This window comes from Variovorax sp. YR750 (genome assembly GCF_900109805.1).
In the GTDB taxonomy this organism is placed as follows: Bacteria; Pseudomonadota; Gammaproteobacteria; order Burkholderiales; family Burkholderiaceae_C; genus Variovorax; species Variovorax gossypii.
Genome location: NZ_FOBJ01000007.1, coordinates 150,304 through 163,663 on the forward strand (window position 1 = coordinate 150,304; position 13,360 = coordinate 163,663).

Sequence of the window (13,360 nt, forward strand, 5' to 3'; positions counted from 1 at the left end):
GCATGAGAGCCATCGCACCTGCCATTGCCGTGCTTCTGGCCGCCGGCACGGCGTTCGCCCAGGGGACGCAGGGCGACTACACGGGCCCGCTCTTCGACACGCACCTGCACTACAACCAGGAAGCCTGGGACGGCAACACCGGCCCCTTCCCGCCCACCGAGGCGCTCGCGCGCATGCAGCGCAACAACGTCAAGGCGATCATCGCGAACTCGCGCCCCAACGCAGGCACGCAGACGCTGGCCGCTGCGCGTGAGACTCGCGCCGCCGGCGTGACGGTCGTGCCCTTCGTGCGCCTCTACCGCAACCGCGACGACTACACCAACTGGTTCCGCGACGAAACCATCTACCAGATGGTGCAGACCGAGCTCGCTCGCGGCACCGCGAGCGGCCCCTATCGCGGACTCGGCGAATTCCACCTGTACGACAGCGCCAATGCCAACGGCCCGGTGGCCAAGAAGCTGATCGTGCTGGCGGAAAAGGAGAAGCTGGCGGTGCTCGCGCACGTCGACGACGTGGCGGTCGACCTGCTGATGGCGAATGCGCCGTCGAAGGGACAGTCGTTGCGCCTCATCTGGGCCCACACGGGCATCGGCGGCACGCCGGTGGAACGGGTGCAGGCGCTGCTGGAGCGATATCCGCTGCTGATGGGCGAACTCTCCTACCGGCCGGGGCTCACCTGCGAAGGCGGCAGGCTGTGCCCCGAATGGCGCGCGCTGATCCTCAAGTACCCGGAGCGCTTCATGGTCGGCTCCGACACCTGGGTCAACCAGCGCTGGAGCGCCTACGACGAGACGATGCGTGGCTACCGGACCTGGCTCGGCGACCTGCCCGACGACGTGGCGCGGTGCATCGCCTGGGGCAACGCAGCCGGGTTGTTCGGCCTGCGCTGAACGGCCGCCGCGCCGCCGGGCCGGTCGTCAGGCGGCCAGCGCGGTTGCCGCGATCCGCGTCGCCGATGCAACGACGTCGTTGCGCCCCTTCGCATCCTTGCGGGGAAAGGTCAGGTACACCGACAGCACGATCGGCGCACCGGCGGGCGGCCACAGCACGCCGACGTCGTTCGTGGTGCCGTACGAGCCCGCTCCGGTCTTGTCGCCCACCTTCCATCCCGCCGGCACGCCCGACAGGAAACGATCGGTGTTGGTGGTGTTGCCCAGCAGCCAGGTCTTGAGCTGGTCGCGTTGTGCCGCGCCCAGTGCGTCGCCAAGCACGAGCCGCTGCAGGCTGTCGGACATGGCGGCGGGCGTGGTGGTGTCGCGCGGGTCGCCGGGGATGCTGGTGTTCAGCTCGGGCTCCATGCGGTCGAGCCGGAAGACCTGGTCGCCGATGCCGCGCGCGAAGGCCGTGACGGCAGCGGGGCCGCCCAGTTCCTTCAGCAGCAGGTTGGCCGCGGCGTTGTCGCTGTACTGGATGGTCGCTGCGCACATGGCGGCCACCGTCATGCCGGTGGCGACATGCTTCTCGGTGATCGGCGAATGGTCGATCAGGTCGCTCTTGCCGTAGCTCAGGTTGCGCGACAGCAGGCTGCCATCCTTGGTGCTGCGCTCGAGCACCGCGGCCGCCAGCATCAGCTTGAAGGTGCTGCACAGCGGAAAGCGCTCGTGCGGCCTGTGCTGCACGCGCGCGCCGCTGCCGGTGTTGAAGCCGACCACGCCCAGGCGGCTGCCCGACGTGCGCTCCAGCTCGGCGAGCTGCGCTTCGGCGGAAGACTGGGAGCCCGTGCCGGACCACGCTGTGCAGGCGCCGGCAAGCGGCAGGACGGAGGCGGCAAGCAACAGGGTGCGGCGCTGGACGGGAGATGTCATTTCGTTTTCTCTTTCTTTCTGCGAGTGGATGGAACGGAACGAATCCTAGGAGCGCCCCTTGCCCCGGGCCAGCCTCATGCCGGCGCTTCCCGTCCCGGGTGTATCCGGTGTAACGGGCAGGGTTATTAAACCGAATAGTTGAATATTACCCGGAACGCATCTATATTCAACCTCATGGTTGAACTAGAACTCGCAGACGAACGGCTCGACGCCGTGTTCCACGCCCTAGCCGACAGCACGCGCCGCACGATGCTGCAGCTCCTGTCCCACGGCGAATGCAGCGTGGGCGAACTCGGCGCGCCTTTCCACATGTCTTTCGCGGGGGCGTCCAAGCACGTGAAGACGCTGGAGCGCGCGGGGCTGGTTTCGCGCACCGTGCAGGGCCGCGCACACGTCTGCCGGCTGGAACCCGCGGCGCTGGCCATGGCGAACATGTGGCTGCGCTACTACGAGGGCTTCTGGAGCAATCGCCTCGATGCGCTGGAGCAGGAGCTGCGGCGCGATTCGCAGCCTCGCAAATGAGCTTTCCAGTTTTTTTCTTTTCCGCCACGACGTCTTCTCCCCATCCAACCCAAGGAGCATCCGCAAATGACGACCAAGCAAAGCCTGGGCACCCAGGTCGACTCCACCACCCTGCGCATGGAACGCGTCCTCCCGGCGCCCATCGAGCGCGTATGGGCCTATCTCGCCGACTCCGACAAGCGCGCCACCTGGCTGGCCGGCGGCGCGCTGCCGCGAGCGCCGGGCGAACTCTTCGAACTGCGCTTCGACCACACCGGCCTCACCGGTGAAGTGGCGCCCGATCGCTTTGCCGACTGCCGCGAGCCGATCCTGCAGAAGTCGCGGCTCCTGCGGGTGGAGCCGCCCAGGCTGTTGGCAATCAGCTGGAACGAGGGCGGCGCGACGCCGTCGGAAGTCACCTTCGAACTCGAGCCGCAAGGCGACACCACGCGGCTCGTGCTCACGCACAGCCGTCTGGCCAACCGCAAGGGCATGCTCAGCGTGGCGAGCGGCTGGCACGCGCATGTCGACGTGCTCATCGAAACGCTGGCTGGCGGCAAGCCGCAGGGCTTCTGGACGAATCTCGTCGCGATCGGCCAGAAGTACGAGGCGCATATCCACTGAGCCTGCGCGTTAGCTCTCTTCACCTTCATCTGCGTTTCTCTCGTACGGGGCCTTCGGGCCCCGTTTTTATTGGTCATCAACCTTCACGGTCCTGTCAAACCGTTGTCACCCGCGAACCGCAATATCTGAGGCATTAAGAGCATTTGTGCGTTTTGTTGCAAATGCACCGATCTGCAAAAACGCAGATGAATGCCCACGGCCCCTCGCATGGCCGAGGGGCGCGCATCTCAAGACTTCGAGGGAAACATGACCAGAGGAACGAACACGCGCGGCGTGTGGGCGGCAGGAAACATCTGCGCGCTGCTGCTTCTCGCCGCCTGCGGCGGTGGGGGTAGTGGCGGCGGCATCGGCTTCACGCCCGTGGGCTCGCCGTCGCCCGGCGGCGGGGGCAGCAACCCCGCACCGACCACCAACCAGGGCAAGAGCGGGCCCAAGGCCCTCGTGGTCGAGATCGACGGCCTCACGCATGCGGCGCTTCGCGATGCGATGGCACAGAACAAGGTGCCGGCCCTGCAGTCGCTGCGCCTCTCGCCGGCCTGGACCGGCGGCGCCAACGGAACGCCCAGCGAACAACGCACCACCGACGGCCCTGGCTGGGCCACGCTCCTGACCGGCACATGGGCACAGCGCCACGGCGTCCGCTGGGACACGGCCGACCAGCGCATCGATGTCAAGCTCGCACCCTCGGTCTTCGCTCTCGCCAGGCAGAACAACAAGGCGGCCGGCTACAAGACGGCATCCGTCACCTCGGGCGCGCTCTACCCTCTGCTGCTCGCGAACGAAACCGGCACCGTGGACAGCGCCGTCGACTGCGCGGGCGCCGATGTCTGCGTCACCGACCGCACCGCGCAGCTCATCGACACGGGCTACGACCTGCTGGTGGCGCAGTACGGAGCACCGGCCGCTGCGGCGGGCAACGGGCTCAAGAGCGACGCCTACCAGCGCGCGATCGCCGACACCGCCGCGGGCGTGGGCCAGCTGCTCGCGCGCATCGCTCAGCGCACCGCCAACGATCCGAAGGAAGACTGGCTCGTGATCCTCACGACCGGCCACGGCCTCGATGCCTTCGGCAGCGCCTCCGGCCTGCAGGACAACGACGGCAAGACCATCTTCATCGCGAGCAACAGGACGCTTGCGGCGCAACCCGGCGTCGGCACCGCGGCTCCCACCGACGCCGCCCTGCTCTCGCTCGCCGCGGCCACCGACATCGCGCCGACCGTGCTGCGCCATCTAGGCGCGCTGCCCGCCGCTGCCGACTACCGCTTCAACGGCCAGGCGCTGCAGGCCTCCACGTCGCTGCGCGGGCTGTCCGCAAAGACGGGAGCAGACAAGCGCAGCATCGTGCTGTCGTGGACGCTCGCAGGCACCACCACTGCACCGGTGCAGGTGCTGCGCGACGGCAAGCTGGTGACCACGCTGCCGGCCGGCACCACCACCTACACCGATCCCATCGTGGCCGACAGCGACGGGGTCTACGGCTACCAGTACACGCTCGTCAGCGGCGAGGCCAGCGTGGCGCTGTTCGCGCAGATCGCCTACGTCAAGCCCGAGGCTCCGGTAACGCTCGCGCCGACGCTGGCGAACGGACTCGTCAACTACTACCCGCTCGACGCGCTGCCTGCCGTCGACGCGAAGAACGCATCCACGCTCGGCCCCTGGGCAGCCGACGCCAACGGCGGCTCGCTGGTCGACGACGGCTTCGTGGCACCCAACAAGGCCAAGGCGCTGCGCGTGGACAGCACCGTGAAGAACGCCGGCGGCACGGCCGGCTATCGCCTGGTGCAGAACAACGACGTCACCACTAACCCGGCAGTCACCGCCTTCACCATCGGCTTCTGGATGCGCACCGACAACACCTGCAGCCAGGGGGTGAGCAACGGCGGCACGGTGATCGGCAACAAGAACTACACCACCGGCGGCAACGCAGGCCTGGCCATCGGCCTGTTCGGCAGCTGCGAGATCCGCTTCAACGTGGGCACGGGCAGCGCCCGCGCCGACAGCAACGGCTACAGCCTGAGCGCCGGCCAGTGGGCCTACGTGGCGGTGGTGATCGACAAGACCGCGCTCACGATGCGGGGCTACGTGCTGGATCCGGCCAGGACCATGCAGACGAACAGCACCGCCATCACGACCGCACTGGTCGACAAGCTCGGCGGCCTGGGCAACGGCCTGGGCCTGAACGAGGACGGCACCGGCCTCTACTACCAGCGCGAAACCTCCTCGCCGCGCGGCGCCATGGACTTCAACGACTTCGCGATCTGGAACCGCGCGCTCACGAGCGACGAGCTCAACAGCATCTTCAAGTCGGGCCAGCCGCTGTCGACGCTCCCGTAACCCCAATCACCCCCGATCACCCCCAGCCCAAGAGCCCCCGAGGCCATAACGAAACAAGAGGACCCCTCCCATGCGAATCCAAGCTCTCTCCAGCGCGCGCCTCGCGTCCGCGCTCATCCTTGCCTCTGCCCTCTCCGCCTGCGGCGGAAGCGGTGGTGGCGGCGGCTTCGTCGGCGGCACGCCGACGACCCCGACCACGCCCACCACGCCGACGCAACCCGACACCGGCGCCGCTCCCGTGAAGAGCTGCGCACCCTGAGCCGAGCCACACCCCATGTCCAACCAGAACAACAAGCCCATGACGAACTCCCGTCGCAAATTCCTCACCGGTACCGCCACCACGGGCGCGGCCGCCCTCGCGCTCAGCGCGTTTCCGCCAAGCATCCGCCGCGCACTCGCCATTCCGGCCAACAACGCGACCGGCACCATCAAGGACGTCGAGCACATCGTCATCCTGATGCAGGAGAACCGTTCGTTCGACCAGTACTTCGGCACGCTGATGGGCGTGCGCGGCTTCGGTGACCGCTTCACCATTCCGCTGCCCAAGGGCCTGAACGTGTGGCAGCAAAGCGATGCCACCGGCAAGGTCATCCTCCCCTACCATCTCGACAGCCGCAAAGGCAACGCGCAGCGCGTGAGCGGCACGCCGCACTCCTGGAACGATGGCCAGAACGCCTGGGACGGCGGGCGCGCCTACCAGTGGCCGCGCTACAAGAACAACCCGTCGATGGGCTACTTCAAGGAAGCCGAAGTCACCTTCCAGTACGCGCTGGCCAACGCCTTCACGCTGTGCGACGGCTACCACTGCAGCATGCACACCGGCACCAACTCGAACCGCATGTTCCACTGGACCGGCACCAACGGCCCCTCGGGCCAGGTCGGCACCGGCGTGGCGGGCGTTGCCTCGGTCGTCAATGAGTGGGACGACATCGGTGCCTCGACAGAAGGCTACGAATGGAAGACCTATCCTGAGCGGCTGCAGGAAGCCAAGGTCAGCTGGTTCATCTACCAGAACATGCCCGACAACTTCACCGACAACCCGCTGGCCGGCTTCAAGCAGTACCGCAAGGCCAACGAGGCTTCCGGCAAGCCGGTGAGCAACGGTGCCGTGTCGCCCGCCTACGACCCGGCCAGCGACGATGCAGGCAATCCGCTGTACAAGGGCATCGCCAACACCATGCCCGATGGCGGCTTCCTCGAGCAGTTCCGCCAGGACATCAAGAACGGCAAGCTGCCGCAGGTGTCGTGGATCGTCGCGCCCGCCACCTATTCGGAACACCCCGGACCGTCGAGCCCGGTGCAGGGCGGCTGGTACATCCAGGAAGTGCTGGACGCCCTCACCGCCATGCCGGACGTGTGGAGCAAGACCGCGCTGCTCATCAACTTCGACGAGAACGACGGCTACTTCGACCACTACCCCTCGCCGGCCGCGCCCTCGCTCAACCCCGACGGCACGATGGCCGGCAAGACCACGCTGCCCGATGCCGACCTCGCCGTGGAACGCTTCACGCACCCGAAGCCGCCGGGCACCACCAGCCAGCCCGCACCCGACGGCCGCGTGTACGGCCCCGGCGTGCGCGTGCCGATGTACGTCATCTCGCCGTGGAGCCGCGGCGGCTGGGTCAACTCGCAGGCCTTCGACCACACATCGGTGCTGCGCTTCATCGAAGCACGCTTCGGGGTGAAGGAGACCAACATCTCGCCGTTCCGCCGCGCGGTGTGCGGCGACCTCACGAGCGCGTTCAACTTCGCCACGCCCAACAACGAGGCACTGCCCACGCTGACCGGACGCACCACCCGGACCGACGCCGACAAGCTGCGCGCAGACCAGCAGGCGCTGGCGCAGGTGGCACTGCCGCTCGACCCCCAACTGCCGCGCCAGGCCACCGGCACCCGCCCCTCGCGCGCCCTGCCCTACGAACTGCACGTGAGCGGACGCGCCGACGCCATCAACGGCCAGATGCGGCTGATCTTCAAGAACAGCGGCAAGGCCGCGGCCGTGTTCCACGTCTACGACAAGCTCAACCTCGACCGCCTGCCGCGCCGCTACATGGTCGAGCCCGGCAAGCAGCTCGACGACACCTGGAACCCCGCTGCCGACAACAGCGGCTTCTACGACCTGTGGGTGCTCGGCCCGAACGGCTTCCACCGCCACTTCAAGGGCGACCTCAACAGGCTTCGCGCCGGCGGCGTGCCCAACCCCGAGGTGCGCGTGTGCTACGACGTGACCAACGGCAACGTCTCGGTGGAAATGCTCAACGGCGGCGGCGGCAACTGCAAGTTCACGGTGCGCGCCAAGGCCTACCGCGACGACGGCCCGTGGACTGCCACCGTGGCCGGCGGCGCCAAGGCCGAGCAGGCGTGGGTGCTGGCCAGCAGCGGCCAGTGGTACGACTTCGCGGTCACCTGCGATGCCGACCCGGCCTTCTACCGCCGCTTTGCCGGCCGTGTCGAGACCGGCAGGCACTCGGTGAGCGATCCGGCCATGGGCCTCGCCGACCTCTGAGCGCACGGCGGCCGCGCCGGCGCCCGCATCGGGGCGCTGGCCGGCGGCACGAGCAACGGCAAAATGGCGCGGACTTCCCGTGCCTGCCCGACACACATGCAGACCGGGGCGGCCGTCGAACTGACGCCGCCCTTTTCATTTTTCATACGCCGCATCCAATGCTCCAAGAAGAACGATTCCTGCGCATCCGCAGCCTGCTGGCCACTTTCTCCCGTCTGAGCGTGGAGCGCATCGTGCAGGACCTCGCGGTGTCGCGCGAAACGGTGCGCCGCGACCTGCTCGAACTCGAGGGGCTGGGCGAGCTGCGCCGCGTGCACGGCGGCGCCATCTCGATCCGGGCGGAGCCCGAACCGCCGCTCGCGGTGCGGCTGGTGGCGCGGCAGCGCGAGAAGCGCGCCATCGCCAAGGCGGCGGTCGCCCTGCTCCAGCCGGGGCAGACCATCTTCATGGACGCGGGCAGCACCATGTCGATCTGCGCGGAGGAACTCGCCACGCTGAGCGGCATGACGGTCATCACCAACTCGGTGAGCATCGCGCTCAAGCTCGCGGGCGCGGGCGAAGGCCGGCTCACGGGCAACCAGACCATCCTGCTGGGCGGCGAGATAGACGTGAAGACCCAGGCCACCTTCGGCGACACCACGGTCGAGGCCATCCACCGCTACCGTGCCGACGTCGCGCTGCTGTCGCCGGTGGGGCTGCACGCCAAGCACGGCGCCATGAGCTTCGAGCACCACGAGGCCACGGTGGCACGCGCCATGGCCGAGCAGGCGCAGCAGCTGGTGCTGCTGGCCGACCACGCGAAGATCGGCCAGGCCAGCCGCGTGACCTATTCGCGCACGGCGGACATCGACGTCGTGGTCACCGACGCGAAGGCGCGCGAGCTGCCGGGGCTTTCGGGGCTGCGCAAGGCCTGCGAGCGGGTGATCCTGGCCTGAGCGACCGCGATGAACGGACCGTGACGCCGGCCCGGTCCGCGCACGGCCATCGGGCTATGCTGCGCGACCACATGCCGCGACCCTTGCCTTCCTCCATTCCGCTACCGACTGTTGCCGCGCTGCTCGGCACGCTGTGGCTCGCCTTCGCGCCCGTCACGGCACTCGCAGCATCGAGCTGCCTCGATACGGCCACGCAAGTCCCCTCGCCTTCGCGCGCACTCGCCATGGCGAGCTTCGCCGTGCAGGAGCACGAAGCCTTCGGCGGCCAGGCGATGGATGCCGAAGGCCGCATGACCGAAGCCGGCGACTCCGAGGCCGAAGACACGCGTCGCACGGTCCCGGGCCTGGCGCCATGGCAACGGGTGCTGGGCTACTGGCAGGCCGTCGACCCGCGCCTGCCCTCGCAGGTGCGCTTCGGCGCCCTGCGCCCCGCCGACCGTCATCTGCTGATGCAGGCACTCAACGAGGCGACGGCCGGGCGTCTGCAAGGCATGGGCGTCGGTCCCGACGAGGGGCTGGATTCGGTGGAACTGCGCGCCGTGCAGGCCGCGCTCGCGCGGGTCGCGGTGATCGACACGCCGTGGTCCGCCGCCTTCGTCAGCTGGCTGGCGCGACAGGCCGGGCTGGCGGACGACGAGTTCGTGTTTTCCGAGGCGCATGCCGATTACGCGGGGGCCGCGTGGCAAGCCGGCATCGACGAGGCAGCGGGCCGGAATCCGCGCTATGCCCTGCGCGCCTGCGACCTCACGCGCACGCCGCCGCGCGTCGGCGACCTGGTCTGCCAGGCGCGCGGCGCGGGCGCCGGGCTCGACACCTTCGACAAGATCGGGGAAGTGCTGGCCGCCCGGGACACCGGCGGCGAGCCGCTGCCCATGCATTGCGACGTGGTGGTGGCCGTGGATGCCACTGGCTTCGACACGGTGGGCGGCAACGTGCTGCAGTCGGTCACGCGGCGCCGGCTCGACTTCGCGCCCGGCACGCGCTGGCTGGACCCGAGCTACCTGCCCGAGGGATGCACGCCGGGCGTGCCCGGGTGCGTCGATCGCCACATGAGCCGCCAGCCCTGGTCGCTGCTGCTGCAGTGGCGTTGATGGAGACGTGGGCTTACTTGTAGTAGGCCTCGACGGTGCCCTTGAGCTTGAGCAGCAGCGGCTTGCCCTTGCGGTCGAGCGTCTTGCCTGCGGGCACCTTGATCCAGCCTTCGCTGATGCAGTATTCCTCGACGTCGAGGCGGTCCTTGCCGTTGAAGCGGATGCCGATGTCGTGCTCGAACGCGGCGGCCACATGGTGCGGGCTGCGCGGGTCGATGGAGAGGTGGTCGGGAAGAGGTGGGCGGGAAGTGGCTTCTGTCATGGCGCGTGATGATAGGGGCTCCCGGGAGCCTGCCCCTGCCGGCGCCTATCGGCGCTTCCTGGTCCGCCGCGCGGGCGGCTTGGGCGGAAAGCCCAGCGCGGCACGTGCCAGCGCGTCGGCCTCGCCGTTGCGGTGGCGTGGAATCCAGTGCACGCGCACGTCGTCGAAGCTGCCGAGCAGGGCTCGGGCTTCGTCGAACAGGCCGGCCAGCCGCACGATCGGCGCGACGGCCTGGCCGCCGGTCGCTCCGAGCTGCTCCACGAGGATGCTGTTGTCGCTGTAGGCCCGAACCGCCTTCGCGCCGCGCTCGCGCAGGTCGTGCAGCGCGAGCGTCAATGCGAGCAGTTCGGCTTCGTTGTTGCAGCCGGTGGTGTGCGTGGCCTGCGACAGCGTGTGCCGGCTGCCGTCCGGCGCGGTGATGACCGCGCCGATGCCCATGCGCCCCGGATTGGGCATGGCGCTGCCGTCGCAATAGACGGTCCACGCGGGGCTGCCGGCCCCGGTCTCCTCTGCACCACTCATCCGGCCTTCTTCAGCAGTTGTAGCGCTTGATGCCCGCCAGGTTCTGGCAAGGGCGCTGCCCGGGCGGCGGGCCGGGGTCTTGCGCATGCGGCGGCCGTGGTCTGCGGATGGGCCGCACGCCGTCGTAGTACGGATCGGGGCTCAGGATGACGACGCCCGGCGGATCGGCCGCGGCCTGCGGTTGCGTCTCGGCCGGATAGCGCGGAATGATGGCCGGCCCCGAGGGCGGATTGCCCGCCACCTGGCTGGGCGGCACGACAGGTGGCGCGGAGCTTTGCTGCGGTGCGGAATAGTCGCGGCGCGCCGGATCGGTCGGCGGCGATTCGAGGATGGACACCTGCCGCGACTGCTTGCTGCCCGGCGGGCAGGCGACGTTCGTGTACGAGATGGCCCCGCTGGCATCCGTGCAGCGCACCACCTCCGCCGCCTGCGCGCCAAGCGCCGCGGCGAAGATCGCGAGGGAAGCAGCCAGGGTGCGCATCGATTGGTTCTCGGCGGAATCGCAGTCAGGTCGGAACCCCGGGAACAGCCCCGGGTCACCCACTGTAGCCGCTGCGGGCCCGTTGTGCACCTGCGGCATGATCGCGGCATGGACACTCAACGACCGCATCCCCTCGTCATCGTCAAGCTCGGAAGCACCTTCGAAGCGCTGCGCGCGCGGCAGGGCGACTTCGAGCACTGGATCGCCGACGGGCTCGGGGTGCAGGCGCTGCCCCTGCTGGTGGTCGATCCGCGCCGCGGCGACGCCCTGCCCGACCCGGCCCTCGTGTCGGGGGTGGTCGTCACCGGCTCGCATGCGATGGTGTCGCACCGCGAGCCCTGGAGCGAGGCCACCGCCGCCTGGCTCGCGCAGGTCGTGGCACTCGACACGCCGGTGCTGGGCATCTGCTACGGCCACCAGCTGCTCGCGCACGCGCTCGGCGGCGAGGCCGGCGACCATCCGCACGGCGCGGAGGTCGGTACCGTCACCGTCAGCCTCGACGAAGCAGCAGCAGCCGCCGATCCGCTGCTGAACGGCCTGCCCGCCCGGTTCCCGGCCCACGCGGTGCACTGGCAGAGCGCGCTGCGCCTGCCCGAAGGCGCCGTGCGGCTGGCCGGCAACGAGCACGAGCCGATTCATGCCTTCCGCGTCGGCAGGCATGCATGGGGCGTGCAGTTCCACCCGGAGTTCGATGCCGACGCCATGCGCGGCTACATCGAGATGCTGGCCGGCGAACTGGCGTCCAAGGGCGCCGACCCGGTCGCGATGCGCGAGCGCGTGGTCGACACCGATGCCGCCGCCAGCCTGCTCGGGCGTTTTGCGCGGATCGTCGAGACCCGCCACGGCGTCGCCTGACCGCCCCCTGAAATCCGTCCGACAGGCGGCGCCCGTGCGTCGGATCGCGACTACAGGCTACGCTCGCCGCTTCGGTTATGGTGCGGTCCATTGGCCGCCCGCCAGCTCCTTTTCTTCCCTTTCATGACCACCCCTTCCCCCGTGCCGGCCCGCAAGCATTTTTCGATGATCCGGGAGTTCCATCTTGCCGACGCGTTCACGCTCGGCAACGCGGCCAGTGGCGTGGGCGCCGTGTTCCTGGCGATGGCATTCATGGCGAGCCAGTCGCTCGCGCAGTTCCTGTGGGCGGCCGCGCTCGCCCCTACCGCCTTCGTCTTCGACGTGCTCGACGGCCGCATCGCGCGCTGGCGCCAGACGCAGTCCGCCCTCGGGCGCGAACTCGACTCGCTGGCCGACGTGATCTCCTTCGGCGTGGCACCCGCCGCGCTCGGCTTCGCGGCCGGCCTGAACGGCGGCTGGGACTGCGTCATCCTGGTCTATTTCGTCTGCTGCGGCGTGAGCCGGCTCGCGCGCTTCAACGTGACGGCCGAGGCGCTTTCGGCCGGCTCCGACAAGGTGAAGTATTTCGAGGGCACGCCCATCCCGACCAGCGTGGTGCTGGTGGGCGTGCTGGCGTATGCCGCCTGGCAGGGCCGCATCGGCGCCGACCTGTGGGGCGGCGCCTGGATCGTGGGGCCGTGGCAATTGCATCCGCTGGCGCTGCTGTTCGCGCTCTCGGGCACGCTCATGATCAGCAAGACGCTGCGCATCCCGAAGTTCTGACCGATCGACCGCCAATCTCAAGAAGACCGCAAGAAGACCGCAGGAGACACGCCCATGACCATGAAGCTGTATTTCGACCCGCACAGTCGCTCCCACGTCGCCAAGTGGATGCTCGACGAAGCCGGCGTCGACTACGAGATCGTGACCACCCTCATCAAGGACAAGGCCCACAAGACGCCCGAGTTCCTGAAGATCAACCCGGCGGGCAAGCTGCCGGCGCTGGTCGACGGCCAGGCGCGCGTCTTCGAGAACGCCGCCATCTGCCTGTACGTGGCCGAGAAGTTTCCCGAGAAGCGGCTCGCGCCGCCGCTCGGCTCGCCCGAGCGGGGCCGCTACCTGTCGCTGATGGTCTATTCGACCGCGCAATTGGAGCCCTCGATGGGCGACGCCATCCTGAAGATCCGCAGCAACAACAGCGCGCGCGGCTGGACCCATTTCGAGGCGGCCAAGGATGCGGTCGAGCGCGAGCTGCGCTACGGCCCCTACCTGTTCGGCGCGCAGTTCACGGCGGCCGACGTGATGATCGGCTCGATGTTCATCTGGCACCGCGCATTCGGCGGCCGCACCAACCGCCCGAAGATCGACGCCTACATCGACCGGCTGCAGGCCCGCCCCAAGGCCATGCGGTTCGGCTGAACACGGCGCGGCGTGCCGCGCTGGTGACAACGCGCGGCGAAGGCAC

At 69.0% G+C, this 13,360-nt stretch carries 15 protein-coding genes; 11 read left to right on the forward strand and 4 right to left on the reverse strand.

Annotation, left to right across the window (positions count from 1 at the left end):
• Positions 1–2: 2 nt before the first annotated feature.
• The gene (locus tag BMY35_RS16135) at positions 3–890 is read left to right on the forward strand and encodes an amidohydrolase family protein (protein ID WP_256228563.1); all 888 of its coding nucleotides are present in this window, start codon (positions 3–5) and stop codon (positions 888–890) included.
• 27 nt (positions 891–917) lie between these two features.
• Here BMY35_RS16135 and bla read toward each other — a convergent pair whose 3' ends face one another.
• Positions 918–1,805, reverse strand: coding sequence for a class A beta-lactamase (bla, locus tag BMY35_RS16140; protein ID WP_093200841.1), 888 nt, complete (start codon positions 1,803–1,805; stop codon positions 918–920).
• Positions 1,806–1,979: 174 nt separating this feature from the next.
• Between bla and BMY35_RS16145 the strand changes: the two genes are divergently transcribed.
• The 7 genes from BMY35_RS16145 to BMY35_RS16175 all read left to right on the forward strand — a co-directional run bounded on the left by BMY35_RS16145 (position 1,980) and on the right by BMY35_RS16175 (position 9,796).
• The gene (locus BMY35_RS16145) at positions 1,980–2,327 is read left to right on the forward strand and encodes an ArsR/SmtB family transcription factor (protein ID WP_093200844.1); all 348 of its coding nucleotides are present in this window, start codon (positions 1,980–1,982) and stop codon (positions 2,325–2,327) included.
• Positions 2,328–2,393: 66 nt separating this feature from the next.
• Positions 2,394–2,930, forward strand: coding sequence for an SRPBCC family protein (locus BMY35_RS16150; RefSeq protein WP_093200847.1), 537 nt, complete (start codon positions 2,394–2,396; stop codon positions 2,928–2,930).
• A 246-nt stretch (positions 2,931–3,176) separates the two neighbouring features.
• Positions 3,177–5,264, forward strand: a complete 2,088-nt coding sequence (locus tag BMY35_RS16155; RefSeq protein WP_256228566.1) for a LamG domain-containing protein — start codon at positions 3,177–3,179, stop codon at positions 5,262–5,264.
• A gap of 70 nt (positions 5,265–5,334) precedes the next feature.
• The gene (locus BMY35_RS16160) at positions 5,335–5,523 is read left to right on the forward strand and encodes a hypothetical protein (protein WP_093200849.1); all 189 of its coding nucleotides are present in this window, start codon (positions 5,335–5,337) and stop codon (positions 5,521–5,523) included.
• 15 nt (positions 5,524–5,538) lie between these two features.
• A complete protein-coding gene (locus tag BMY35_RS16165) occupies positions 5,539–7,770 on the forward strand; it encodes a phosphocholine-specific phospholipase C (protein ID WP_371287174.1) in 2,232 nt (743 codons plus the stop codon).
• Between the two features lie 158 nt (positions 7,771–7,928).
• Positions 7,929–8,705 (forward strand): DeoR/GlpR family DNA-binding transcription regulator, encoded by a 777-nt coding sequence (locus BMY35_RS16170; RefSeq protein ID WP_093200852.1) that lies wholly within the window; start codon positions 7,929–7,931, stop codon positions 8,703–8,705.
• An 83-nt stretch (positions 8,706–8,788) separates the two neighbouring features.
• Positions 8,789–9,796, forward strand: coding sequence for a DUF2272 domain-containing protein (locus BMY35_RS16175; RefSeq protein ID WP_256228569.1), 1,008 nt, complete (start codon positions 8,789–8,791; stop codon positions 9,794–9,796).
• A 13-nt stretch (positions 9,797–9,809) separates the two neighbouring features.
• On the opposite strand, the gene BMY35_RS16180 is transcribed toward BMY35_RS16175, so the two are convergent.
• The 3 genes from BMY35_RS16180 to BMY35_RS16190 are packed head-to-tail and all read right to left on the reverse strand — an operon-like array spanning position 9,810 to position 11,061.
• A complete protein-coding gene (locus BMY35_RS16180; RefSeq protein ID WP_093200855.1) occupies positions 9,810–10,058 on the reverse strand; it encodes a DUF3297 family protein in 249 nt (82 codons plus the stop codon).
• 45 nt (positions 10,059–10,103) lie between these two features.
• Positions 10,104–10,580 carry a ribonuclease HI family protein gene (locus tag BMY35_RS16185; RefSeq protein ID WP_093200857.1) on the reverse strand — a complete coding sequence of 159 codons (477 nt, stop codon included), beginning with the start codon at positions 10,578–10,580 and terminating at the stop codon, positions 10,104–10,106.
• A gap of 10 nt (positions 10,581–10,590) precedes the next feature.
• Entirely contained in the window at positions 10,591–11,061 is a 471-nt protein-coding gene (locus BMY35_RS16190) for a hypothetical protein (protein ID WP_093200860.1), read from the reverse strand.
• Between the two features lie 108 nt (positions 11,062–11,169).
• On the opposite strand from BMY35_RS16190, the gene BMY35_RS16195 reads away from it, so the two are divergent.
• The 3 genes from BMY35_RS16195 (at position 11,170) to BMY35_RS16205 (ending at position 13,314) form a co-directional block, all read left to right on the forward strand.
• Positions 11,170–11,916: a glutamine amidotransferase gene (locus tag BMY35_RS16195; protein WP_093200862.1), complete on the forward strand. Its 747-nt coding sequence runs from the start codon at positions 11,170–11,172 to the stop codon at positions 11,914–11,916.
• Positions 11,917–12,039: 123 nt separating this feature from the next.
• Positions 12,040–12,678, forward strand: a complete 639-nt coding sequence (locus tag BMY35_RS16200; protein ID WP_093201361.1) for a CDP-alcohol phosphatidyltransferase family protein — start codon at positions 12,040–12,042, stop codon at positions 12,676–12,678.
• Between the two features lie 54 nt (positions 12,679–12,732).
• The gene (locus tag BMY35_RS16205; protein ID WP_093200865.1) at positions 12,733–13,314 is read left to right on the forward strand and encodes a glutathione S-transferase family protein; all 582 of its coding nucleotides are present in this window, start codon (positions 12,733–12,735) and stop codon (positions 13,312–13,314) included.
• Positions 13,315–13,360: the final 46 nt, after the last annotated feature.

Bases quoted from the DNA above. Each gene is read 5' to 3' on its own strand.
- BMY35_RS16145 (WP_093200844.1), top strand. From the start codon at position 1,980: ATGGTTGAACTAGAACTCGCAGACGAACGGCTCGACGCCGTGTTCCAC.
- BMY35_RS16205 (WP_093200865.1), top strand. From the start codon at position 12,733: ATGACCATGAAGCTGTATTTCGACCCGCACAGTCGCTCCCACGTCGCC.
- BMY35_RS16180 (WP_093200855.1), bottom strand. From the start codon at position 10,058: ATGACAGAAGCCACTTCCCGCCCACCTCTTCCCGACCACCTCTCCATC.
- BMY35_RS16160 (WP_093200849.1), top strand. From the start codon at position 5,335: ATGCGAATCCAAGCTCTCTCCAGCGCGCGCCTCGCGTCCGCGCTCATC.
- BMY35_RS16170 (WP_093200852.1), top strand. From the start codon at position 7,929: ATGCTCCAAGAAGAACGATTCCTGCGCATCCGCAGCCTGCTGGCCACT.
- BMY35_RS16135 (WP_256228563.1), top strand. From the start codon at position 3: ATGAGAGCCATCGCACCTGCCATTGCCGTGCTTCTGGCCGCCGGCACG.
- BMY35_RS16165 (WP_371287174.1), top strand. From the start codon at position 5,539: ATGTCCAACCAGAACAACAAGCCCATGACGAACTCCCGTCGCAAATTC.
- bla (WP_093200841.1), bottom strand. From the start codon at position 1,805: ATGACATCTCCCGTCCAGCGCCGCACCCTGTTGCTTGCCGCCTCCGTC.
- BMY35_RS16190 (WP_093200860.1), bottom strand. From the start codon at position 11,061: ATGCGCACCCTGGCTGCTTCCCTCGCGATCTTCGCCGCGGCGCTTGGC.
- BMY35_RS16195 (WP_093200862.1), top strand. From the start codon at position 11,170: ATGGACACTCAACGACCGCATCCCCTCGTCATCGTCAAGCTCGGAAGC.
- BMY35_RS16200 (WP_093201361.1), top strand. From the start codon at position 12,040: ATGACCACCCCTTCCCCCGTGCCGGCCCGCAAGCATTTTTCGATGATC.
- BMY35_RS16185 (WP_093200857.1), bottom strand. From the start codon at position 10,580: ATGAGTGGTGCAGAGGAGACCGGGGCCGGCAGCCCCGCGTGGACCGTC.
- BMY35_RS16150 (WP_093200847.1), top strand. From the start codon at position 2,394: ATGACGACCAAGCAAAGCCTGGGCACCCAGGTCGACTCCACCACCCTG.
- BMY35_RS16155 (WP_256228566.1), top strand. From the start codon at position 3,177: ATGACCAGAGGAACGAACACGCGCGGCGTGTGGGCGGCAGGAAACATC.